Raw genomic sequence first — 23303 nt, forward strand, 5'->3', positions numbered from 1 at the left:
GCTGACCAGCACAGGTAAGGATAGGCTAACCTTCCCTCGTGAGTTCCGGTGAAGAGAAACCCGAGGTCCCCCGTATGCGCGGTCACGAACTGGCCGCGCACGACGTGACCGTGGCGTACGGCGGCACGGACGTGGTGCACGGCGCGGCGATCACGCTGCGACCCGGCGAGGTCACGGTCCTGGTCGGCCCCAACGGCAGCGGCAAGTCGACGCTGCTGCGCACCCTGGCCCGCCTCCAGCGCCCCCGCTCCGCCACGCTCACGCTCGGCGGCGAGGGAACAGGTGAGGGACCAACCGGCGAAGGAGCGAGCGGCGGGACCGGCGGCGCCGGTCAGGACCAGCAGCCGCTGGACGGACTCGCCCTGACCGCCCGTGACTTCGCCCGCCGCGTCGCCCTGCTGACCCAGGGCCGCCCCACCCCGAGCGGGCTGACCGTGCGGGACATCGTGGAGTTCGGCCGCTATCCGCACCGGAGCCGCTGGTCCCGCGCCGACCCCCACGGCGCGGACGCCGTACGCCGCGCGCTCGCCCTCACCGACCTGGACGCGCTCGCGGACCGGGGCGCCGAGCACCTCTCCGGCGGCCAGCTCCAGCGCGTCTGGCTCGCGAGCTGCCTCGCCCAGGACACCGGCGTCCTCCTCCTCGACGAACCCACCACCTACCTCGACCTGCGCTACCAGGTCGAACTGCTCGACCTCATGCGGGACTTGGCGGACGACCACGGCATCGCCGTCGGCGCCGTCCTGCACGACCTGGACCAGGCGGCCGCCGTCGCCGACCGCGTCACCCTGCTCAGCGCGGGACGCGTCGTCGCCGACGGCCGCCCCGAGGACGTCCTCACGTCCGAGCGCCTGACCGAGACCTACGGCATCCGCATCGACGTCGACCCCGACCCCCTGACCGGCCGCCTGCGCACCCGCGCCGTCGGCCGCCACCACGCACGCACCGGAAGGCTCAGCACCACCTCATGAGACGCCACCTCATCGCCCTCGCCGCCCTGTCCGCGACCGCCGTCGCCCTGACCGGCTGCGGCACCACCGAGCCCGCCGCCAAGGACTCCGGCAAGGGCGCCGCCAAGAGCATCACCCTCACCGACGCCACCGGCGCGAAGGTCAAGCTGGACGGTCCCGCCAAGAAGGTCGTCGGCACCGAGTGGAACGTCGTGGAGAGCCTCGTCTCGCTCGGCGTCGACCCCGTCGGCGTCGCCGACGTCAAGGGCTACAAGGCGTGGGACACCGCCGCCCCCCTCAAGGGCGCCCCCAAGGACATCGGCACCCGCGGCGAGCCCAGCATGGACACCATCGCCTCGCTCTCGCCCGACCTCATCGTCGCCACCACCGACCTCCCGGCCGCCGCCGTCAAGCAACTGCGCAAGATAGCCCCGGTATTGGAGGTGCGCTCCGCGAAGGCGTCCGACCAGATCGGGCAGATGAAGACCAACCTCGACCTCATCGCGCGCGCCACCGGCACCACCGCCCGGGCCACCGAGGTGAACAAGGCGTTCGACGCCAAGCTCGCCGAGGGAAAGAAGAAGCTGGCCGCCGCCGGGCACGCCGGTGACTCCATCGCCTTCGCGGACGGCTACGTCGCCTCCAACCAGGTCTCCATCCGCCCCTACACCAGCGGTTCGCTCATCGGCGCCGTCAACGAACGCCTCGGGCTGAAGAACGCCTGGAAGCTCAAGGGCGACCCCGCCTACGGCCTCGCCTCCACCGACGTCGAGGGCCTGTCCGCCGTCGGCCACGCCCGCTTCGCCTACATCGGCAACGAGAGCGAGGGCACCGACCCGTTCAAGAAGGACCTCGCCAAGAACGCCGCCTGGAAGTCCCTGCCCTTCGTGAAGAAGGGCGACGTGCACCAACTGCCCGACGGCATCTGGATGTTCGGCGGTCCGCGGTCCATGCAGGCGTACGTCGACGCCGTCGTCACCGCCCTGACGAAGTAGCGCCATGGCCGCCACCGCAACAGCCCCCGCCGCCGCGGTACCGGCGGACAGCTCCAGGACGGGCGCGGTCGCGGTGGCGGCCCTGCTCGTGTGCCTGGTCGCCGTCCTCGCGGTCCTCGACATCACCCAGGGCACCTCCTCCGTCGGCGCGTCGGAGGTCTGGAAGGCGCTCACCGGCCGCGCCGACGAGGCAGACGCCTCCGTGGTCATCGCCTCCCGGCTGCCCCGCGCCGCCGCCGGACTGCTGGCCGGAGCCGCCCTCGGCATGGCCGGGTCCGCCCTGCAGACCGTCAGCCGCAACGTGCTCGCCTCCCCGGACACCCTTGCCGTCAACGCCGGTTCCTACCTCGGTCTCGGCGTGCTCGGCGCGAGCGGCGCCACGCTGCCCCTGTTCGCCTCCTCCGGCGTCGCCTTCACCGGCGGACTCGCCGCCGCGGCCGTCGTCCTCTCGCTCGCCGGACCCGGCGCGGGCACCGTACGGCTCGTCCTCGCGGGCAGCGCCCTCTCGCTCGGTCTGTCCGCCGTCACCGACGCCCTGCTGCTGCTCTTCCCCGAGCGCACCCACGGCCTCTACCTCTGGAACCAGGGCAGCATCAGCCAGAACGGCTTCGACGGCGTCCTCCAGATGACCCCCGTCGCCGTCGCCGGACTCGTCGGACTCCTCCTGGTCGCCCGCCGACTCGACGCCCTCGCCCTCGGCGACGAAGCCGCGCGCGGCATCGGCGTCCCGGTCCGCGCCACCCGGATCACCGTGGTGGTGTGCGCCGCGCTGCTCTCGGCGGCGGCCGTCACCCTGACCGGTCCCGTCGGCTTCGTCGGTCTGTGCGCCCCCGCCCTGGTACGGCCCCTGGCCCGCAGGCTCCGGCCGTTCGTCCGCGTCCGGGTCCATCTGCCCGCCGCCGGACTTGCCGGTGCGGCACTCGTGCTCGGCGCCGACCTGCTGCTGCGCGCGAGCATGTCGAAGGAACTGTCCGTCGCCGTCCCCACCGGCGTCGTCACCAGCCTCCTCGGCGCCGTCTTCCTCGTCGGCATGGCCCTGCGCGTGCGGGACACCACCAGCGCAGCCGCGCCCGAGCGGCTGCGCATCCCGAGCCGCGCCGCGTTCCTCGCCACGGTCGCCGTACTCGTCGCCGCCCTCGTCGGGATCACCATCGCCGGAGTGCTGCTCGGCGACACCAAGCTCCTCCTCGGGGACGTCGCCAACTGGGCCCAGGGGCAAGCCGGTCAGGCTGTCGGCTTCGTCCTCGACACCCGGGTGCCGAGAGTCCTCGCGGCGCTCCTCGCGGGCGCGGCCCTCGCCCTGTCCGGCACCCTCGTGCAGGCGGTCACCCGCAACCCGCTCGCCGAACCCGGCATCCTCGGCGTCTCCGGCGGCGCCGCCCTCGGCGCGGTCCTGCTCGTGACGACCGTCCCGGTCGCGGGGTCCTGGGGCATCGCCGGCGCCGCCTTCGCGGGCGCCGGGCTCGCCTCGCTGCTCGTCTTCGGACTCGCGGCACGCGGCGGCTTCGGGCAGAGCAGACTCGTCCTCGTCGGCATCGGCGTGTCCACCGCCGCCATCGCGCTGATCAGCCTGCTCATCGTGCTCACCGACCCGTTCAACGCGACCAAGGCGCTCACCTGGCTGTCCGGTTCCACCTACGGACGTACGCTCACCGACGCGCTGCCCGTCGCCGGGGCGCTGGTGCTCGGCATCGTCGTCGCCGTCGTACGGCGCACCGAACTCGACCTGGTCTCGCTGGACGACGACACGCCCCGGCTGCTCGGACTGCGCACCGCACCGGCCAGATTCGGACTCCTGGTGGTCGCCGTACTGCTCAGCGCGACCGCCGTCGCGGCAGCCGGAACCATCGGCTTCGTCGGTCTGGTCGCGCCGCACGCCGCCCGCGCCCTGGTCGGCCGCAGGCACGCGCGGGTCGTCCCGGTCGCCCTGCTCCTGGGTGCCGTGCTGGTCTGCACCGCCGATCTCCTCGGCCGCACCGTCATCGCCCCGGCCCAGCTCGGCGCCGGTCTGATGACCGCCGCGATCGGCACGCCGTACTTCCTGTACCTGCTCGTCCGCTCCCGCCGCTAGAGCCTGACGGGCAGTCAACTCAGGGCGTGCGTCCCCGGCAAAGGGGCGCACGCCCTGTTTGCCTGAGCCCTGGACGCGCCCCCGGGCGAGCGACGAGAATGCGCCGTGTCGACAGGCGAACGGCCGTTCCCCCGGCCGCCCGGCTTCCCAGGAAGGCAGGTTGGCCACGTGCTGCTGCGTCTGCCCACGTCCGTGTCCGAGGCGCGAGGACATCTCGCCGATGGAGCCGTCCCCGTAGGCGGGGCGACGCTGGTCTGGGCCACCTGGCAACGCGACGGCTTCCCCGCGCAGGCACTGTCCCTGCGCGAACTCCCCGAGGCCAACGTCCTCGGCCGCGAGGAACTCGGCGGCGCCGTCGTCCTCCACCGCATAGACGAGCGCGTCCCCGAGGTCCTGCGCAGGGCCGCCGGATCGGTCGGCACCGGCGCCGTGCGCCGCGCGGCCACCGTCGGCGGCAACATAGCGGGCAGCAGCCTGCGCTGTCTGCTCCCGGCCGCGCTCGTCCTGGAGGCTCGCGCCAAGGTGCTCACCGCGGACGGGGTCTACGAGACCGACTTCGCCGAAGTCCTCGCCAAGCGCCCGGTGTTGCTCAGCCTGCGCTGGCGTACGCCGGTCGCCAGCGCCTACCGCAAGCTCCCCGGCGAGCCGGGCGGACCCCCGCCGCTCGTCGTCGCCTCCGCGCTGCACGCCCTCGGCGGCGACCGCTACCGGCTGTGCGTCGCCGTCCGCGACGGCTACGAGGTCCTCAGCGAGTCCACCGAGTGCGGCGCCGACCCCCGCGAACCGCTGCGCGCGCTGCGGGCGACGCCGGTCGGCGAGGTGGCCGCGGCGTGGGAGACCGTACAGTCGCAGGTGGTCGAGCTGACGGGGCGCTGAGCGGGCGAGCTCCCTTGCGTGGCACATGAGTCGGGTCCCGGCGCGTTGTGCGCACCGGGACCCTGTCCTCTGCCGTGCCGTCTCAGACCGCGCTGTCGCGCAGCTTCGCCAGCGTCGCCGTCGTCACCTGCCGGGGCAGCCCGTCGCCCTCCACCAGGACCACGTCGCAGGACGCCCCGTGCGCCAGCGCGGCGGTCAGGCTGCCGTCCGCGAACTGGGCGAGCGCGCCGCGCGGCGAGCGGCCCACCGCCACCACACGGGCACGGACCCGGGCGGCGTGCTCGGCCAGCACCCGGCCCGCGGCCGCGTGGTCGCCCACGCTGGCCAGGACCTGACCGGTGGCGGCGATCCCGTGCGCCGCCAGCCGGTCGAGGTGCGCGGTGACGGCGGCTCGCGCCCGCGCGGTGCTCTCCGTCTCCGCCGCCTGCTCCTCCACCACGGCGGTCTCGTGCACATGCACCACCTCCAGTGGGCTGCCGGACTCGCGGGCCAACCGGGCGGCAGCGTCCACGATCGCGTCGGCACCGTCGTGCGCTCCCACGGCGACGACCACCGGCGGCACGTCCGTCGTGGCCGGAGCGCCCACGGCGGTGAGCGACGGCGTCAGCGGCGCGCCCTCTTCCGGGCGCTCCTCGGCCTGACGCAGCAGCCGGTGTCCGCCCGCCAGCACGGGAATCGCCAGCAGGAACGTGGTGGCACCCAGGTAGAACGGGACGCTCAGATCGGTCGCGTCGGCCAACTTACCCGCGACGTACGGCGCGAGACCGCCGCCGATGAAGCGCAGGAAGCCGTACGACGAGGAGGCGACCGGGCGCTCCACGGGGGAGACCAGCATGACCGCCTGCGTGGTCAGCGTGTTGTTGATGCCGATGAAGGCACCGGAGATCACGACCGCCGTGATCACGACCGTCGGACTGTCCACCCCCGCCGCGATGACCGCCATCACGACGCTGAGGCAGAAGAGATTGACGTACAGCACCGGCGCCGTGCCGAAGCGCGCCTGGAGACGAGGGGCGAAGAACACGCTGAACGCGGCGACGAGCAGCCCCCAGCCGGTGAAGACCAACCCGAGCTTGTGGGCGTCCAGTTCCATGGGGTACGGCGCGTAGCCGAGCATGGTGAAGAAGCCCCAGTTGTACAGCAGCGCCATGATGCCCATGGTCAACAGACCCCGGTGGCGCAGCGCCTTGAGCGGGGCCAGCGGCGAGGTGGGCCGGGCGGGCTTCGGCAGGGACGGTACGAAGGCGAGCGTGGCGACCAGCGCGATGGCCATCAGCACGGCGACGCCGAAGAACGGACCGCGCCAACTGATCGCCCCCAACTCGCCGCCCAGCAAAGGTCCGACGGCTATGCCGAGACCGAGCGCGGTCTCGTACAGGATGATCGCGCCGCCGAAGCCACCGCTCGCGGAGGCCACGATGACCGCCAGCGAGGTGGCGATGAACAAGGCGTTGCCGAGCCCCCAGCCCGCCCGGAAGCCGACGATGCCGTTGATGGAACCGCTGCACCCGGCGAGGGCGGCGAAGACGACGATGATCGCCAGGCCGATCACCAGCGTGCGCTTGGCGCCGAACCGGCCGGAGAACCAGCCGACCACCAGCATCGCGACCGCGGTGACGATCAGATAGCTGCTGAACAGCAGCGAGACCTGGCTGGGGGTGGCGTGCAGGTTCTTGGCCAGGGCGGGCAGGATCGGGTCCACCAGACCGATGCCCATGAACGAGATGACACAGGCGAACGCGACGGCCCAGACGGCCTTCGGTTGCCGGAACGGGCTGGCGGCCTTTCCATGCGGTGCAGTCATTACCGCTTCTCTCCAGTCATGACGTGACGGGGACAGAGACCTCAAGGGGATGGAGTTGAAAGGGGGTTGTGCGTTGTGGGGGTTGTGCGTTGTGTACGGGTACGGGACGGGCGCCTCGGGTCCGGCCGGGGGTGAGGCGCCCGGGGCGCTAGTGCGCTCCGTCCTCCTCGATCGCGCGGGCCAGTGCCGGGAGCGCCGTACGGATCGCCGCCCGCTCCTCCTCGGGCAGCCGCTCCAGGAGCAGCCCCAGCGCCTCCGAGCGCTCGACCCGGCGCCGCCGGAACACCTCAAGACCGGTCTCGGTCGCCTCGACCAGCACGCCCCGGCCGTCGGTGTGGTCGGCGGTGCGCCGCACCAGACCCGCGCGTTCCATACGGGTGACGAGCTGGGTCATGTTGGGCTGGGTGGCGTTCTCGGCCCGGGCCAGCTCGGTCAGCCGCTGCGGACCCTCGCGACCCAGCCGGCCGAGCGCGGAGGAGGCGGCGGTGCTCAGTCCGCCCGCCGTGGCGCTGCGGCGCACGTACCGCACCAGGTGCTCCACGGCGATCATCAGATCGTCGGCCGACGCGTCGTGCCGCGCCCCGCCGGAGTCCATAACCCGCTTATCCATAACTCCATTATGCAGATACGTGTAGCGTGAATCAATGGCAGGTCCCGCCCGCGCCCCGACCAGGATTTACGCCGCCGAAGTACCCGGGAACCTCCCCTTAAGCGCGCCGAAACGGCGGGGAAACCGCCTGCCGCGACCCTTCCGAGCACGCCTCCGGACAGTCCGGAGCGGCCGACGGAGAGGGATCAGCCGTGACGGAGATCGTCGACAAGCAGGCCGCCCCACCGGCCCCGCCCGGCAGCCGGACCTACAACGAGTGGGCCCGCAACGACACCCTGGAGGACTACTCCCTGCGCTACGCGCCGAAGTCCTTCCGCCGCTGGAGCCCCTACGTCGTGGCCACCACCGCGCTCGGCGGTATCGCCTACCTCGCGGACTTCGCCATCGGCGGCTCCATCGCCGTCTCCCACGGCTTCACCAGCGCCATGGTGGCCATCCTGACCGCCGCGGTCGTCATCTTCCTCACCGGCATCCCGATCTCGTACTACTCCGCGAAGTACTCGATCGACATGGACCTGCTGACCCGGGGCGCGGGCTTCGGCTACCTCGGCTCGACCCTCACCTCGGTCATCTACGCCAGCTTCACCTTCATCTTCTTCGCGCTCGAGGGCTCGATCATGGCGCAGGCCCTCGAACTCGGCCTGCACATCCCGCTCGCCCTCGGCTACGTCATCTGCTCCCTGGTCGTCCTGCCGCTCGTCGTGTACGGCATGACCGCGCTCTCCCGGATGCAGGTGTGGACCCAGCCGGTCTGGCTGGTGCTGATGGTCGCGCCGTTCGTCTCCATCGCCGTCCAGGAGCCGGAGAAGTTCGGCAAGTTCACCCACTTCGCCGGGAACTCGCCCACCGGCTCCAGCCTCAGCATGATCGGGGTCGGAGCGGGCGCGGGCGTGGCGCTCTCCCTGATCGCACAGATCGGGGAGCAGGTGGACTACCTGCGCTTCATGCCCGACAAGACGGCGGCGAACGGCAGGCAGTGGTGGGCCGCCGTGCTCAGCGCCGGACCCGGCTGGGTCGTCCTCGGCGCGCTCAAGCAGATCGGCGGCGCCTTCCTCGCCTTCTACATCGCGGGCAGTGTCGGGCTCGGCATGGCCAACGAGCCGATCCAGCAGTACGTCCACGGGTTCGGCACCTTCGCCGCGCCCGTCGCCCTGGGTCTCGCCACGTTCTTCGTGATCCTGTCCCAGATAAAGATCAACTCCACGAACGCGTACTCCGGTTCGCTGTCCTGGTCCAACTTCTTCTCGCGGCTGACCCACCGTCACCCCGGGCGCGTGGTCTACATCTTCCTCAACGTCGGCATCGCGCTCGCCCTCATGGAGTTCGGCGTCTTCGGCTTCCTCAACACCGTGCTCGGGTTCTACTCCAACGTGGCCATCGCCTGGATCGGCGCGGTCGTCGCCGACCTGGTCGTCAACAAGCCGCTCGGACTGAGCCCGTCGTACATCGAGTTCAAGCGAGCCCACCTCCACCACTTCAACCCGGTCGGCTTCGGCTCGATGCTGATCGCCTCGGCGGTGTCCATCGCGGCGTACTTCGGGGCTTTCGGCGCGTACGGCAAGGCGTTCTCGCCGTTCGTGGCACTGGTCCTTGCCATGGTGCTGTCGCCGCTGTTCGCGGTGGTGACGAAGGGGCGGTACTACATAGCGCGGGTGGATGACCTGGGAGCGCCGCACATGGTCGCGGCGCACATGGGCGAGCCGCACATGGACGAACCCCACATGGGCGCGCCGCACATGTCCGACGCCCCCGGCACCCTCGACTGCGCCGTGTGCGCCACCGCCTTCGAGCGTCCCGACATGGCCAACTGCCCCTTCCACCAGGGCACCGTCTGCTCCCTGTGCTGCAGCCTGGAGAAGGACTGCCACGACCGGTGCAAGAGCGCGGAGACGGCAGGGCCCGTGGCACTCGCCGCCCCCACGCTGCGCGCCACGGAGTGACACCGAGGCACGGGCGGACGGACGGCCCGGACCCGCCCCCAGGACGCGGCGGGTCCGGGTCATTCCTTGTATCCCCTGGCCCCCGCGCTTAGCCTCTGGCTCGACACGTCAGGACAGGCAGGCCGACATGACGCATCCGCAGGACCCCCGCCACAGCGGAGCCGACCGCCAGATCCATCTGGAGACGCAGGGCCTCGACGTGATCGGCGACGCCGACCGCAAGGGCACCCCGAGCACCCTGTTCTGGCCCTGGTTCGGCGCCAACGTCTCCGTCCTCGGGCTCAGCTACGGCGCCTTCGCGCTCGGCTTCCACATCTCCTTCTGGCAGGCTCTCGTCGCCGGAGTGCTCGGCATCGTCGCCTCCTTCGTGCTCTGCGGCCTCATCGCGGTCGCGGGCAAACGCGGCTCCGCCCCCACCATGGTCCTCAGCCGCGCCGCCTACGGCGTACGCGGCAACCGTCTGCCGTCCGTCGTCTCCTGGATACTCACCGTCGGCTGGGAGACCGCCCTCGCCACCCTCGCGACCCTCGCCACCGCCACCGTCTTCGCCCGGCTCGGCTGGGGCGGCGGCACCGAGACCAAGGCCGTCGCGCTCCTCGTGGTGGCCGCGCTCACCGTGGTCGGCGGCGTCATGGGCTTCGACCTCATCATGCGGATCCAGACGGTCATCACCCTGATCACCGGCGTGCTCACCGTCATCTACATCGCCCTGGTCGCCGACCACATCGACTGGGACACCGTCAGCGCCATCCCCGCGGGCTCCGCCCAGCAGTTCATCGGCGCGCTGGTCTTCGTGATGACCGGCTTCGGCCTCGGCTGGGTCAACGCCGCCGCCGACTACTCCCGTTACCTGCCCCGCGACTCCTCCAGCCGGGGCGTCATCGGCTGGACCGCCTTCGGCGCCTCCGCGGCCCCGCTGCTCCTGCTGGTCTTCGGCCTGCTGCTCGCGGGCTCCTCCGACAAGCTGAGCGAGGCGATCGCCGCCGACCCCATCGGCGCCCTGACCACCATCCTGCCCACCTGGTTCCTGGTCCCCTTCGCGCTCGTCGCCGTCCTCGGTCTGATCGGCGGCGCCGTCCTCGACATCTACTCCTCCGGCCTCGCCCTCCTCTCCGCCGGACTGCGCGTGCCCCGCTATCTGGCCGCGTTCGTGGACGGTGTCCTGATGATCGCCGGGTCCATCTACATCGTGTTCTTCGGCGGAGCCTTCCTCGACGAGTTCATGGGCTTCCTCACCACCCTCGGCGTGCCCATCGCCGCGTGGTGCGGGGTGATGCTCGCCGACCTCGCCCTGCGCCACCGCGACTACGACGAGGGCGACCTGTACCGCCCCGAGGGCCGCTACGGCGACGCGCCCGTCCTGCCCCTCGCCCTCACCGTCGCCGCCACCGCCGTCGGCTGGGGTCTGGTCACCAACACCGCCGCGAACTGGCTCACCTGGCAGGGCTATCTGCTCGGCCCGCTCGGCCTCGGCGGCAAGTCGGGGGAGTGGGCGTACGCCAACCTCGGCGTCCTCGTCGCCCTCGCGCTCTCCTTCCTCGGCACCCTGCTGTTCGGCCGGGGACGGGTGCGCGCACAGGAGGCGGCGCCGCCGAGCCCGCCGCCGTACGAGGGGAGCCCCGCCGTATGACCGCCCCGGTTTCGGCGCCCGCGGGACTGCTCGCCGTCATCGACATGCAGCGCGTCTTCGCCGACCCGGACAGCCCCTGGGGAGTGCCTCGCTTCGCCGACGCCGCGGCGGGCGTACGGCGCCTGCTGCCCGCCTACAGCGACCGCACCGTCTTCACCCGCTTCCTGGCCCCCTCCCTGCCCACCGGCGCCTGGCGCGCCTACTACGCCCGCTGGCCCTTCGCGCTCCAGCCCCCGGACGCCCCGCTGTGGCGCCTGGCCGACGACTTCGCGGACCTCGCGGGGCCGACCCTGGACACCGAGACCTTCGGCAAGTGGACCTCGGGACTCGCCGCCCGCCTGAGCCCGGATGAGCCCCTGGTCCTCGCGGGCGTCAGCACCGAGTGCTGCGTCCTGACCACCGCCCTGGCCGCCGCCGACGCGGGCACCGAGGTCCTGGTCGTCGCGGACGCCTGCGCGGGCGTGGACGACCACGCCCACCGGGAGACCCTGCGCCTGCTTGAGCTGTACGGCCCGCTCGTCCGTGTGGTCACCACCGCGGAGCTGGGCGCGCGCGAGCTCCCCTGACGCCGGGGACCGCCGGATGCCCGGGGACCGGCGGGTGCGCGGGAGCGCGCTGAGCCGTCCGGGGAATCGCACGCATGGTCCGTGCCCGATGGGGTACGCGGCGCGGGAGCGCGCCGGGCTCCCGTCCGCGTGCGTGGCCGTACGACCGCTCTACCTGGGGATGTGCCATGGAGACACCCGCTCACGACGACCACCAGACGCCGGCTCAGCAGGCTCTCGACGTGCTGGCCGTCAACACCGCCGACGAAGCGGCGCTGGACACCCTCGCGCACAGCGACGTTCTCGTCCCGATGCCGGACGACGCGGCCGAAATGGAGGGCGCCGACTCCTCGACGGTCGCCCTGCCCGTCCTCGAACAGCCCGGAGGCGAACAGGTCGTCCCCGTCTTCACCTCGGAGATCGAGATGGCCGGGCTGCTGCCGTCCATCTCCCGCTACCGGCTGATCCAGCTCGGCGCCCTCGCCGCCCAGTGGCCGGAGGAGGAACTCTCGCTCACGATCGACGGCAGCTCCGAACACGGACTGACGCTCACGTCGCAGGGAGTGCGGACGCTGCTCGCGCGATGAGCGGACCACCTGGAGACGGAGCCGTGCCGTACGGGCGGCTCCGTCTTCGGGGAGGCGTGCGTGCCTGTGGGGTGCGCACATGTGTGGTTCTCACATAGGTGGGTTCCACCTAGGGCGCGCCCACACAAACGGCGTGCCTCACACCGGAGCCGGGCGGCTCAGTCCTCCCCGGCCAGCATCTTCTCCAGCACGGCGCGCTGCAGGGGGCGTACCTCGGCGTACAGATCGCGGCCCTTGCGGGTGAGCGCGACCCACACCCCGCGCCGGTCCTCCGCGCACACCGAGCGCTTGACCAGGCCCTCCTTCTCCAGGCGGCCGATCAGCCGGGACAGCGCGGACTGACTCAGATGGACCCGCCCGACCAGGTTCTGCACCCGGCACTGGTCCCCCTCGGCGGGCGACTCGGCGGCCAGGATGTCCAGCACCTCGAAGTCGCTGGCACCGAGCCCGTGCGGATGCAGGACGCGATCGATCTCGCACAGGGTGCGCGCGTGGATCGAGAGGATGCCCCGCCACCGTTCTTCCAGCCGGGCGTCGGCCGTCTTGACTGCCATACCCGCACCGTAGCACCGATCCAGCCACTCCTTGAGTGTGCAAGTAGTACCGGTTCCGGCCCCCTCGCGGGTCCGCCGTATCCACCTTCTCCGCCCTGTCGCCCGGGGGTCCGGTCCCGGCCGCGCCGAGGGTCCGGTACCGGACAACGGACACCGAGACGCGGACGCGGTGCCACCGCCTGCGCCACAGTGGGACACGGCCCACGATGAGCCCGGGATCGGAGGCGGACGCATGATGGGGAGGCCCACGGGCCGCGTACGGCAGACCGTCCTGGAACTGCTCAAGGACCCGGCGGCCCACTTCCCCGAGGCGCGCCGCCACCGCGACCCCGTCGGCACCGGGGTCACCGCGCGGGCGATCGCCGCCCACCTCGGTCTGCCCCGCCGGACCGTCGCCGCCCACCTCGACTTCCTGGCCGGTCTCGGTCTGCTGCGCACACGACGGGTACGGCTGCGCACCCACTACCGCCGCGACGAACCGCGCATCGCCGAGGTCGCCCAGCTCTTCGAAAAGGGCTGGTGAGCGATCCGGTGCGAGCGCTGCCGCAGCCACGCCCCCTGCCACACCGGCTCGGGCAAAGCGGACTCACGCGGTAAGAAGTCGTTGTGAAACAGTCGGACGCCGGGGACGGGCGAGCGCCGGGACGGTAGCGCGTCCCCACCACGCCGCACCGCGCCCCCGCCTGGCACGCGCATGTGCGACGCGCGCCCCGGCCACCCCGGACGTCACCGCGCGGGCGGGTGCCTCTACGCTGCCGCCAGCGCCGGGGCCGTACGCGGCCGGGCATAGTAAGACTGACTACAGCACTGTCGACCTCCTCTCCCCAGAACTGGATTCCATGAGCGCCATCTCCGTCGGTCAAGCCGTCGTCCTCGGTGTAGTCGAGGGGGTGACCGAGTTCCTCCCCGTGTCCTCCACCGGCCACCTCAAGATCGCCGAGGGGCTCATGCACATCCCGGTCGACGACAAGTCCGTCGTCGGCTTCTCCGCCGTCATCCAGGTCGGCGCCATCGCCGCCGTGCTCGTGTACTTCTTCAAGGACATCAAGCGGATCATGACCGCCTGGTTCACCGGTCTGGTCCGTCCCCAGGAGCGCTACCGCCACGACTACAAGTTCGCCTGGTGGGTCATCGCGGCGACCATCCCGATCGTGGTGGTGGGTCTGGCCGCCAAGCCGCTGATCGACGGTCCGCTCGCCTCGCTCTGGGTGGTCGCCGGTTCGCTGATCGGCGGCTCGGTCGTCATGTGGTGCGCGGACCAGATGGGCCGCCACAAGCGCGGCGAGGACGACACCTCCTTCAAGGACGCGATGCTGGTCGGCTGCTCGCAGATCCTCGCCCTGCTCTTCCCCGGTTTCTCCCGTTCCGGCGCCACCATGTCGACCGCGCTCATCCTGGACCTCGACCGCGTCGCCGCCACCCGCCTCTCCTTCTTCCTCGGCATCCCGGCCCTGACCGGCGCCGGCATCTACGAGCTGAAGGACGCCCTCGGCGCCGGTGTGGGCGCCGCCCCGCTGGCCGTCGGCACGGGTGTCTCCTTCGTCGTCGCCTACGCCTCCATCGCCTGGCTGCTCAAGTTCGTCGCCAAGCACTCCTTCAACGCCTTCGTGATCTACCGCATCGTCATCGGCGCGCTGCTCTTCGGCCTGCTCGCCACCGGTGTGCTCAATAGCTGACCCCACCCTTCCGTCGCGCACGGGGTGCGGAGCCCATATGTGGGCTTCCGCACCCCGTGCGCGCTTTTGGGTGTGACGCCTTGACATGTTTTCCCCGCACACCGCAGGATCGCCTTCGTGAACCTGTCAGACAGCCAGACAACCGTCCCGGCTCCCCGGCGTGTCAGCGCCATGGAGGCGGTCCTCGGTCATCTGCGCGGCGCCATCGAACGCGGCACGTACGCGATCGGCGACAAGCTGCCCTCCGAGGCCGAGCTGTGCCGCACCCTGGAGGTCTCGCGGCCCGTGCTCCGCGAGGCGCTGCGCGCCCTCCAGACGATGGGTCTCACCGTCTCCCGGACCGGCAAGGGCACCTTCGTCGTCGCCCGTACGGTCGCGGACCCCATGTTCGGCGACTACACGGCCGGGCACCTGCTGGAGGTGCGCCGCCACATCGAGGTCCCGGTCGCCGGATACGCGGCACAGCGCCGGACCCCGGAGGACCTGGACCGGCTGACCGGACTCCTGGACCGCATGGACCGGGAGACGGACACCACTGCCTGGGTCGCCATGGACACCCTCTTCCACCTGTCCGTCGCCGAGGCCGCGCAGAACCCGGTCTTCCGCAAGGTGATCGAGGAGATCCGGGACGCCCTGGCCCGCCAGTCGGCCTTCCTCACCGAGCTGGCAGGGCGCCGCGAGCAGTCCAACCGGGAACACCGCGCCATCGTCGAGGCACTCCTCGACGGCTCGGGACCCGGCGCCGCCGACGCGATGAGCCACCACCTCGACCGCGTCGCCACCAGCCTCGACGGCATCGTCCGTCCGCCCGCCCCCGCCGACGCGTGACCCGCGCACACCGGCCCGCCCCACCTCGTGATTCAGGCAGAGATGTACAGCAGCTTCCCCGCCGACGCCCCCGTCGTCCGCGAACCCCGCCATGTCCCCGTCGCCCACCTCGTACGCGGCGGGATCGTCGAAGGCGTCCACCACGGCTCCGTCGTCGTGCTCGGCACCGACGGCCGCGTCGAGTTCGCCCTCGGCGACATCGAGGCCGCCTTCTACCCGCGCTCGGCCCTCAAACCCGTCCAGGCCGTCGCCATGCTGCGCGCCGGGCTGCCGCTCGACGGCGAGCTGCTCTCGCTCGCCGCCGCCAGCCACTCCGGCGAGGAGACCCACCTCGCCGCCACCCGGCGCCTCCTCGACCTCGCCGGACTCACCGAGGACGACCTGCGCAACGTCCCCGACCTGCCGTACGACCCCGTCGTCCGCGACGAGTGGATCCGCGCCGGACGCGCCCCCTCCCGGCTCGCCCAGAACTGCTCCGGCAAGCACGCCGCCATGCTGTGGACCGCCCGCCTCAACGACTGGTCCCTGCCCGACTACCTAGACCCGGCCCACCCCCTCCAGCGGGCCGTCGCCCGCACCGTCGCGGACCTGACCGGGCAGCCTCCCGCCCACGTCACCGTCGACGGCTGCGGCGCGCCCCTCTTCGCCGTCTCCCTGCACGGTCTGGCCCGCGCCGCCGCCCGCATCACCACGGCCGCGCCCGGCACGCCCGAGGCGCGGGTGGCGGACGCCATGCGCGAGCACGCCGAGACGGCGTCCGGCACCCGCCGCGACGTGGCCGCGCTCATGCGGGCAGTCCCCGGTCTGCTCGCCAAGGACGGCTTCGAGGGCGTCCAGGTGGCCGCGCTGCCCGACGGCCGCGCCGTCGCCGTCAAGATCGCCGACGGCGCCGACCGGGCACGCGTCCCCGTCGCCGCGGCGGCCCTGGCCCGCGCCGGTGTCGACCCGGCCCTGCTGACCGCCTTCGAGGGCCAGGCCCTGCTCGGCGGTGGCCGTCCGGTCGGCAGTGTCCGTCCGGTACCCGCGCTGACGGAGGCTCCGCTGACGCCCTGCGCGTGAGGGGTGGGGGCGGGGTAGGCGGGGGACCGGTCGCCCGTCAGACGTCCTTGGAGCGCGGTCCCTTCGACCGCAGGATCAGCGCCACCACCGCAGCGCCCAGCACCGAGATGGCCGCGACCGTGGCGGTCTCCGCCCAGTCCGTGTCGTCGGGCGGGGTCGGGGAGGTGGCCGCCGCGACCGGTACGGCGGAGTGCTTCGGCTTCGGGGCGGGTGCGGTGCGCAGCCCGTCCAGGGAGCCGACCGGGTCCACCCGACCATTCGCCGCGAACCCCCAGTCGAGCAGGGACCGCGCCTCCTCGTAGACCGCGAGACCGCCGCCCTCCTGGGGGTTCATCACGGTCACCACGAGGGTGTGGCCGCCCCGGCGCGCGGCGGCGACCAGCGTGTTGCCCGCGTTGCTGGTGTAGCCGTTCTTGATGCCGAGCAGCCCCGGATAGCGGGCCACCCCGTCCTCGCCGGTCAGCAGCCGGTTGGTGTTCTCGATCCCGAACGGCAGACCGTCCCCGGGGAACTCCGCCTGCGCGGTGGAGCAGTACCGGGCGAAGTCGGGGTTGCGCAGCCCCTCGCGCCCGAAGACCGCGAGGTCGAACGCCGAGGACACCTGGCCCGGCGCGTCGTAGCCGTCGGGGGAGACCACATGGGTGTCCAGGGCGCCCAGCGCGTGCGCCTTGGTCTGCATACGGCTCACCGTGCGCGGCACCCCGCCGTCCAGTGCGGCGAGCACATGGACGGCGTCGTTTCCGGAGCTGAGGAACACCCCACGCCACAGGTCCGACACCTGATAGGTGTGGCCCTCCTCCACACCGACCAGGCTGCTGCCCTCGCCGACGTCGGCCAGCTCCTCGTAGCGGACGGTGTGCTTCTCCGTCGAGGGGAGTGTCGGCATGACGGTGAGCGCGAACAGGGTCTTCAGCGTGCTGGCCGGGGGCAGCTTGCGGTGGGCGCCGTCGGCCGCCAGGACGTCGCCGGTCCCGGCGTCGGCGACCAGCCAGGACAGCGCCGAGACCTCCGGCAGCTCGGGCGCGCCGCGCAGGGGGCGCACCTGGGTGCCGGAGCCGTAGAGCAGCGACGGCTGGGGGACGGCCGCACGCGGGGCCGGGGGTGCCGGTTCCCCCGCGCCGTGTCCGAGGGCGGAGGCGGCCGGCGCGAGGGCCAGCACCCCTGCCGTACACAGGGAACAGAGGGACACGGTCGCCCGACGAGAGAATCCGGTGCTCATATGATCAACGTATGAAGGGGAGGGAGGTGCGGCGAGCCACCCGCGCCGGACGGCCCAGCGGAGCAACCCGGATGCCGCACGCGGGAACCCACCCGGCCCAGCCGGAGCCCCGGACCGGCGCCCCCTCAGGGGGTGTACGCCGTCACGAGCCCGCCCCGGACGTCCCCGGACCGTAACGATCCCGGACGTACGGGGACTTGACCCCGCGCTCCGCACTACCGTGACGACATGTCCACGCCACCGCAGCCATCGCAGCCTCCTCAGCCGCCCGGACAGCCTGGACCGCCGCCTCCTCCGCCGCAGGGACAGCCCGCCCCGCAGCCGGGCCCGCCGCCCACGGCGCAGCCCGGCTCGCCGCCTCCGGCACAGTCCGGCTCGCCCGCGCCGCAGCCCTCGGTGCCGCCGCAGCCGACCGCCTACTCCTACCCGAACCCGCAGTCGCCCCCGCAGGTCAACCCCTACGCCCAGCCGCCCCACCCCTACGGACCACCCGCCCAGTTCGGCCCGCCACCGGGTGCGCCGGTCGGTCCGCCGTCCGGGGGCGGGGGAGGCGCCGCCGGACGGGCGGTGCTGTGGGCCGTGGTCGGCGCCGTCGTGGCGTCCGCCGCGTGGGCGGCCGGAGTGTTCCTGATCGGCGCCCCGGGCGACGCCGACCTGCGCGGCTACGCCGCCCCCTCCGACCTGTGCACCAGTGCCGACTACTCGGCGTTCAAGGACGAGTACCCCGCGACCGACGCCGCCCCGACGCACAGCTCCCTCAAGGACCCGGCGCTGCACGAGAGTTACTGCAGCGTCAGCCTGAAGAAGACCGGCTCGTCCTACGCCGACGCCTATCTCTCCCTGCAACTGGACCTGCACCGCAAGACCGACCCCGCACCGGAGTTCACCGCCACCTGGAAGAACTACGACGACAGCCACACCGGTTACGACGTGAGCCCGGTCGCGGGCATCGGCGACGAGGCGTACCTGGTGAGCCGGGACACCACCAGCGGCTCCTCCAGCGGCTCCCGCTTCGCGACCCTGGCGGTACGGGACGGCTGGACGACGTACACCATGGGCTACAGCGTCTACCTCACCTCCTACGACAGCGACGACAAGCCGCCCGCCCTCGACGACGTCACCGACTGGCTGAAGACCGACACGAAGGCCACGTTGAAACGACTCAAGGACTGAGCGGACCCCGGTCACGCGCCCTAGGCTGAGGGCATGTTCAGCCCCGAAGGTCCCACCCTGCGCGAACTCGCCGTACAGGCCCTGTCGTCCGTGGAGCGGGGCTACGACCTGCTCGCGCCGAAGTTCGACCGCACCCCCTTCCGGACGCCGGACCCGGTCCTGGAGGCGGTCGCGAAGGCGCTCGGCCCGCTCGGTCCGTACGAGGACGGACTCGACCTGTGCTGCGGCACCGGCGCCGGGCTCGACGTGCTGACCGGGCTGTGCCGCCGCAGCGTCACCGGGGTCGACTTCAGCGCCGGGATGCTCGACGTCGCCCGGGAGCGCGCCGCCGCCGGGTCCGGCGAGCCGTCCGTCGCGTGGGTGCGCGCGGACGCCCGCGCGCTGCCCTTCACGGCCGCCTTCGATCTCGTCGTCAGCTTCGGGGCGTTCGGGCACTTCCTCCCCGCGGAACTGCCGGGGCTGTTCCAGCAGGTCCACAACTCCCTGCGCCCGGGAGGGCAATTCGTCTTCCCGGTGCTCGCCCCGCCCCGCCCGACGAGCCTCGCGTACTGGGCGCTGCTCGGCTTCGACGCGGCGATGCGGGTGCGCAACTCCGTGTGGCGTCCGCCGTTCGTCATGTACTACCGCGCCTTCCGACTCGGCCATGTCACCAGGGAGTTGAAGCGCACCGGATTCACTGTCGAGCTGCGGGACCTGCCCGAGTTCGGGCGGCGCGACGACGGCGCCCCGCGCGCCCGGCTCCTCGTCGCCCGGCGCGCGGCGGAGGTCAGCCCGCCGCCGGGAGCGTGAACTCGTAGACCAGCGTGTCCTCTTCGGCGTTCACCACCAGGTCCGTGATCTCCAGCGGACGCGCGTACTGGTCCCGCACCCGCCGGGTCACCCGCACCGAAGAGGCGTCGCCCACCTGGCTGATGGAGTCCCGGTGGTGCAGGGTCAGCCCCGCCTTGCGCATCCAGTCGTAGGCCCGGCCCAGTTGCGCCGGGGTGGCTCCGTCGGCCCGCTCGCGATAGCGCGCCAGCTCCGCGACCTCGGCCAGCGCCACCGCCGAGAACGACGTCACCGCCGTGCGCAGCGAGCGGCCGTCCGCCCCCGCCGACAGATAGCGGTGCACCAGCGTCGGCCGGTGCGGGGCGAGACCCAGCGCCCGCGCGTGCTCCGGCGGCGGCGCCTCCCAGGTCACCGTCGCCCGGTCGACCGCCCCAGGACCGGCGGGCACCGTCCCCACCGGGAAGGTCAGCGACACCGGCTCCTCGACCGGCCGCCCGGGCAGCGTGGCGTGGCTGCCCCGTCGGTCGGTGCTCAGCATCCCGCCGCGCCGCAGCACGTCCAGCGCCTGCCGGACGGTCGCCCTGCTCACCCCGAAGTGCCGCGCGAGATGTCGTTCCCCCGGCAGCCGTTCACCCGGTGGGATCGTCCCGTCGCGCAACTCCTCGAGCAACCGGGACGCGACCCGCTGATACAGGGTCTGCTCGTCGCTCTGCCGGGATTCCTGCGGGGTGGTGCGGGACATGCCGCCCCTCCTGTCGGTGACAAGACGTAGCCGCTCGGGCTCATTGCGCCACCGTATCTAGCATTGGTCTAAACCACTTGGGAAGGGAATTCCGGGTGTTCGGCCGAAATCCGTCGCTGTGCAGCGGGAGTTGAGGGGTTACCGCCGGGATGCCAGGTCGCCCAGACCGTTCTCGAGCAGCCTGAAGGCGTGCTCCGCGTCGGCCACCGCGCCCGCGTAGCGCTCGTCCGCGGACTCCCCGGACGCCAGACGGTCCGCGTTGTCCTGCGCCAGCGCCCAGTGCACGCCGACGATCTGCACGGCGGCCAGGCGCGCGGTGAGTTCCGGGGTGCCCGCCGTCTCCCGCAGGGCTTCGGCGAGGGCGCGTTCGGCGACGGTCTTGAACCGTTCCATCCGGGACATCAGGGAGGGTGCGTCGACGATCATCCGGTGGAGTCTGCGCACCGGGGGGAGATCGTTGAGCCCGGTGATCGGGTCGCGCTCGCGCAGCCCCCGTAGGAAGTGCTCGCGTACCGCGCTCAGCGGATCGGTGCTGGGCACATGGGTCCGCACCACACGAGCCAGCTCGGTCTCATGGTCGGCGAGCCTGTGGACGACGAGGTCTTCCTTGGTCGGGAAGTACGCGAAGAGCGTCCGCTTGGACACCTCGGCCGCCTCGGCCACCTGGGCCACCGAGACCTGGTTGAAGCCGTGCTCCAGGAACAGCGAGATCGCGGCGTCGGAGATCGCCTCCCGCGTGCGCTGCTTCTTCCGTTCCCGCAGTCCTGGCTTGCCGTCCACGGCGCCACCGTAACAGAGAGTTGCCCCGAGGAGATTTCTGCACCTGGTATACATTTAACCTCAGGCGAGAGAATGGACCGAGGATGATGCCGACAGAGACCGAGACCCAGGTCGTCGTCGCGGGCGCGGGTCCCACCGGACTGACGCTGGCGTACGAACTGGCCCTCGCCGGGGTCCGGACCCTGGTGCTGGAGAAGCTGCCGCAACGTGTCGACCAGGTGAAGGGCGGCGGAGTGCAGCCCCGCACGGCCGAACTGCTGGAGAACCGCGGTCTGTTGGAGCCGCTGCTGAAGCGCGCCACACCCCGCGAACAGGTGGGCGGCCACTTCGCGATGCTCCCCGTCCCGCTGGACTGCACCCCCTGGAACACCAGGCACCCCTTCCCCGTCGCCATCTCCCAGGGCGACATCGAGGACGTGCTCGAAGAGCGGGCGACCGCCGCCGGGGCGCGGGTGCTGCGCGCCACCCCCGTCACCGGGGTCGAACAGGACGACGACGGCGTGCTCGTGACGGCGGACGGGGTGCGCGTGCGGGCGCGCTACCTGGTCGCGTGCGACGGCGGCCACAGCACCGTGCGCAAACTGCTCGGCGTGCCGTTCCCCGGCAGGCCCGGAACGCATCAGGCGGTGCTGGCCGACATCCGTCTGACCGCCGTATCGGCACTGGTGCCACGGCAGTTGGGCCACATGAGCACCCTCACCCGGCAGGGCGGCGGCCACTGGGCCATGCTGGCCCCGCTCGGCGGCGACCGCTACCGGATCACCTTCGGACGCGCGGGCGAGGCCGACACCTCCCGCGACACCCCCGTCACCCCCGAGGAGATCACCACCGCCCTGCGGGCCGTGTACGGACCCGGGACCACCCTCGGCGTCGTGGACAACGCCTCCCGGTTCACCGACGCCACCCGTCAGGTCGAGAACTACCGCACGGGTCGCGTCCTGTTCGCGGGCGACGCCGCGCACATCCACCCACCGCTGGGCGGCCAGGGTCTCAACCTCGGGATGCAGGACGCCTTCAACCTCGGCTGGAAACTCGCCGCCGTCCTCCAGGACCGGGCACCGGGCGACCTCCTGGACAGCTACCACGCCGAACGCCACCCGGTCGGCGCCCAGGTCCTGCACCACACCTCGGCACAGCGGGTCCTCGCCAACCCGAACCCCGGCGAGGACGTCGCCGCCCTGCGCGACATCGTCACCGATCTGCTCCGCCTGCCCGACACCAATCGCCACATCGCGGGCCTGATGTCCGGACTCTCGCTGCGTTACGACCTCCCCGGCGACCACCCGCTCACCGGCGACCGCGTGCCCGACACCGACCTCGTCACCGAGGACGGTCCCGTCCGGCTGTCGGCGCTCCTCGCCCCGGGCCACGCGGTACTGCTCGACCTGGGAGGCGTCACCCCGGCGGGTCTCCGGCTCCCGCCTCGCGTCGACCTCGTCCCCGCCACGTCCGCCGAGGATCTGGGCGCCGCCGCGCTGCTCATCAGGCCCGACGGATACGTCTGCTGGGCCACCGACGGCGAATCCGGCTCCGGCGCAGACCTCTCCGACGTGCTCGCCGAGCGCCTCGTGGGCGCGCGCGGCAGTGCCGTGGTCTGATCCCGCGCCCGGGGCTCAGGCGCGTGGCCGGGTCCACTTCGGGCCCGTGCGGGCCCAGTCGCGGTCCCATTCGGCGAGGCGGCGGCGGAGGGCGAGGCGGCGTTCGGCGGTGCGGGCGAGGAGGGCGGCGGCGACGGTGACGCCCGCCGCGCACAGGCCCACGGCGACCGTGTGCTGCCAGACGGAGATGTCGTTCGCCGGGGGCGCCACGCTGTGGCCGCGCCGGTCGAACCAGACCGGCACCGTGTCCTCGGTGCGCGTCCCGGCGGGCACCCGGGCCAGGGCGGTACGGGTCGTGCCGTGCGGGTCGGTCCAGCGGACCTCGGCGCTGTAGGTGTGGCCCCGGTCGCGGTGGACCAGCGGCGAGTGGTCGGAGACCGGGCCGACCACCTTCGCGTGCACCTGGTGCCGTTCGGCGCGCTGCGCGACGGCGCGGGACTGGGCCTGGCCGTGGGCGTTCAGGCCTGCGACCGCCCCAATCAGGGGCGCCACCACGCACACCAGCACGGCGACGAGCAGGACCGTCCACGCCTCCACCACGTCCGACCTGCGGCGCAGCGGATTGTGCCGCCAGCGCCAACCGCGCACCCGGGTACGCATGTCCACCTCCTCGCCGCGGCGGGCCGGACCCGGGTACGCCCCGGGAGTGGCGGGGGACCGGGTGGCCGTCGCCCGCGTACGCACACGAGCGTTCCCACCCGTTCCGTACCCCGAATGGCGCACCTCGCTCCTCGTGCGCGTCGCCACTTCACCTCTGGCCGGAAGACGGGCCGTTCGGCCTTCCCCGTTCGGCCCATGTCTCCGGCGCTTCTTCCCCGCGTCCGCCCATGACCCGTGCCCCGATCATTGCGGTCCCGTGAACTGCGTACGGCGCCGGGAATAGCGACACCGGTGTTCA

At 72.4% G+C, this 23303-nt stretch carries 22 protein-coding genes; 15 read left to right on the forward strand and 7 right to left on the reverse strand.

What is annotated here, in order from left to right; translation table 11 throughout:
• Nucleotides 1-38 precede the first annotated feature (38 nt).
• The 4 genes from IF655_RS20310 to IF655_RS20325 all read left to right on the forward strand — a co-directional run bounded on the left by IF655_RS20310 (nucleotide 39) and on the right by IF655_RS20325 (nucleotide 4892).
• Entirely contained in the window at nucleotides 39-971 is a 933-nt protein-coding gene (locus IF655_RS20310) for an ABC transporter ATP-binding protein (protein WP_199586382.1), read from the forward strand.
• Nucleotides 968-1945, forward strand: coding sequence for an ABC transporter substrate-binding protein (locus tag IF655_RS20315; protein WP_199586384.1), 978 nt, complete (start codon nucleotides 968-970; stop codon nucleotides 1943-1945). The genes IF655_RS20310 and IF655_RS20315 overlap by 4 nt, the downstream gene beginning before the upstream one ends.
• Before the next feature lie 4 nt (nucleotides 1946-1949).
• Nucleotides 1950-4016, forward strand: a complete 2067-nt coding sequence (locus IF655_RS20320) for an iron ABC transporter permease (protein WP_199586386.1) — start codon at nucleotides 1950-1952, stop codon at nucleotides 4014-4016.
• A gap of 168 nt (nucleotides 4017-4184) precedes the next feature.
• A complete protein-coding gene (locus IF655_RS20325; protein WP_199586388.1) occupies nucleotides 4185-4892 on the forward strand; it encodes an FAD binding domain-containing protein in 708 nt (235 codons plus the stop codon).
• 82 nt (nucleotides 4893-4974) lie between these two features.
• Here the strand turns inward: IF655_RS20325 and IF655_RS20330 are convergent, their stop codons facing one another.
• Together IF655_RS20330 and IF655_RS20335 are read right to left on the reverse strand one after the other, a co-directional pair.
• The gene (locus tag IF655_RS20330) at nucleotides 4975-6696 is read right to left on the reverse strand and encodes an MFS transporter (protein WP_199586389.1); all 1722 of its coding nucleotides are present in this window, start codon (nucleotides 6694-6696) and stop codon (nucleotides 4975-4977) included.
• 148 nt (nucleotides 6697-6844) lie between these two features.
• Nucleotides 6845-7306, reverse strand: coding sequence for a MarR family winged helix-turn-helix transcriptional regulator (locus tag IF655_RS20335; RefSeq protein WP_242488840.1), 462 nt, complete (start codon nucleotides 7304-7306; stop codon nucleotides 6845-6847).
• A 191-nt stretch (nucleotides 7307-7497) separates the two neighbouring features.
• On the opposite strand from IF655_RS20335, the gene IF655_RS20340 reads away from it, so the two are divergent.
• From IF655_RS20340 to IF655_RS20355, 4 genes are all read left to right on the forward strand, one after another.
• Nucleotides 7498-9246: a cytosine permease gene (locus tag IF655_RS20340; RefSeq protein WP_199586391.1), complete on the forward strand. Its 1749-nt coding sequence runs from the start codon at nucleotides 7498-7500 to the stop codon at nucleotides 9244-9246.
• 127 nt (nucleotides 9247-9373) lie between these two features.
• Nucleotides 9374-10876, forward strand: coding sequence for a cytosine permease (locus tag IF655_RS20345; RefSeq protein WP_199586392.1), 1503 nt, complete (start codon nucleotides 9374-9376; stop codon nucleotides 10874-10876).
• The gene (locus IF655_RS20350; protein WP_199586394.1) at nucleotides 10873-11442 is read left to right on the forward strand and encodes a cysteine hydrolase family protein; all 570 of its coding nucleotides are present in this window, start codon (nucleotides 10873-10875) and stop codon (nucleotides 11440-11442) included. Before IF655_RS20345 ends, IF655_RS20350 begins: the two co-directional genes overlap by 4 nt.
• 167 nt (nucleotides 11443-11609) lie before the next feature.
• Nucleotides 11610-12008 (forward strand): SseB family protein, encoded by a 399-nt coding sequence (locus IF655_RS20355; RefSeq protein WP_018546259.1) that lies wholly within the window; start codon nucleotides 11610-11612, stop codon nucleotides 12006-12008.
• A 158-nt stretch (nucleotides 12009-12166) separates the two neighbouring features.
• Here the strand turns inward: IF655_RS20355 and IF655_RS20360 are convergent, their stop codons facing one another.
• Entirely contained in the window at nucleotides 12167-12562 is a 396-nt protein-coding gene (locus IF655_RS20360; RefSeq protein WP_199586396.1) for a MarR family winged helix-turn-helix transcriptional regulator, read from the reverse strand.
• 232 nt (nucleotides 12563-12794) lie between these two features.
• Here IF655_RS20360 and IF655_RS20365 point away from each other — a divergent pair, with 232 nt between their 5' ends.
• The 4 genes from IF655_RS20365 (at nucleotide 12795) to IF655_RS20380 (ending at nucleotide 16125) form a co-directional block, all read left to right on the forward strand.
• Nucleotides 12795-13085 (forward strand): helix-turn-helix domain-containing protein, encoded by a 291-nt coding sequence (locus tag IF655_RS20365; RefSeq protein WP_199586398.1) that lies wholly within the window; start codon nucleotides 12795-12797, stop codon nucleotides 13083-13085.
• Between the two features lie 316 nt (nucleotides 13086-13401).
• The gene (locus tag IF655_RS20370) at nucleotides 13402-14238 is read left to right on the forward strand and encodes an undecaprenyl-diphosphate phosphatase (RefSeq protein WP_199586400.1); all 837 of its coding nucleotides are present in this window, start codon (nucleotides 13402-13404) and stop codon (nucleotides 14236-14238) included.
• 117 nt (nucleotides 14239-14355) lie between these two features.
• Nucleotides 14356-15066 carry a FadR/GntR family transcriptional regulator gene (locus IF655_RS20375; RefSeq protein WP_199586402.1) on the forward strand — a complete coding sequence of 237 codons (711 nt, stop codon included), beginning with the start codon at nucleotides 14356-14358 and terminating at the stop codon, nucleotides 15064-15066.
• Nucleotides 15067-15108: 42 nt separating this feature from the next.
• Nucleotides 15109-16125 carry an asparaginase gene (locus IF655_RS20380; protein ID WP_199586404.1) on the forward strand — a complete coding sequence of 339 codons (1017 nt, stop codon included), beginning with the start codon at nucleotides 15109-15111 and terminating at the stop codon, nucleotides 16123-16125.
• Nucleotides 16126-16162: 37 nt separating this feature from the next.
• Here the strand turns inward: IF655_RS20380 and IF655_RS20385 are convergent, their stop codons facing one another.
• A complete protein-coding gene (locus tag IF655_RS20385) occupies nucleotides 16163-17344 on the reverse strand; it encodes a D-alanyl-D-alanine carboxypeptidase family protein (RefSeq protein ID WP_199586406.1) in 1182 nt (393 codons plus the stop codon).
• Nucleotides 17345-17572: 228 nt separating this feature from the next.
• Between IF655_RS20385 and IF655_RS31235 the strand changes: the two genes are divergently transcribed.
• Nucleotides 17573-18517, forward strand: a complete 945-nt coding sequence (locus IF655_RS31235; protein WP_242488841.1) for a hypothetical protein — start codon at nucleotides 17573-17575, stop codon at nucleotides 18515-18517.
• A gap of 33 nt (nucleotides 18518-18550) precedes the next feature.
• Nucleotides 18551-19306, forward strand: coding sequence for a class I SAM-dependent methyltransferase (locus tag IF655_RS20395; protein WP_199586408.1), 756 nt, complete (start codon nucleotides 18551-18553; stop codon nucleotides 19304-19306).
• On the opposite strand, the gene IF655_RS20400 is transcribed toward IF655_RS20395, so the two are convergent.
• Nucleotides 19284-20027: a GntR family transcriptional regulator gene (locus tag IF655_RS20400; RefSeq protein WP_199586410.1), complete on the reverse strand. Its 744-nt coding sequence runs from the start codon at nucleotides 20025-20027 to the stop codon at nucleotides 19284-19286. The genes IF655_RS20395 and IF655_RS20400 overlap by 23 nt on opposite strands.
• Nucleotides 20028-20165: 138 nt before the next feature.
• Nucleotides 20166-20807, reverse strand: a complete 642-nt coding sequence (locus IF655_RS20405) for a TetR/AcrR family transcriptional regulator (RefSeq protein ID WP_199586412.1) — start codon at nucleotides 20805-20807, stop codon at nucleotides 20166-20168.
• Nucleotides 20808-20893: 86 nt separating this feature from the next.
• On the opposite strand from IF655_RS20405, the gene IF655_RS20410 reads away from it, so the two are divergent.
• On the forward strand, nucleotides 20894-22405 hold the full coding sequence (locus IF655_RS20410; protein ID WP_199586508.1) for an FAD-dependent oxidoreductase: 1512 nt from the start codon (nucleotides 20894-20896) through the stop codon (nucleotides 22403-22405).
• 15 nt (nucleotides 22406-22420) lie between these two features.
• On the opposite strand, the gene IF655_RS20415 is transcribed toward IF655_RS20410, so the two are convergent.
• On the reverse strand, nucleotides 22421-23005 hold the full coding sequence (locus IF655_RS20415; protein ID WP_199586414.1) for a hypothetical protein: 585 nt from the start codon (nucleotides 23003-23005) through the stop codon (nucleotides 22421-22423).
• Nucleotides 23006-23303 lie beyond the last annotated feature (298 nt).

Origin of the sequence: Streptomyces sp. DSM 110735, from assembly GCF_016482685.1 — a bacterium.
Lineage (GTDB): Bacteria > Actinomycetota > Actinomycetes > Streptomycetales > Streptomycetaceae > Streptomyces.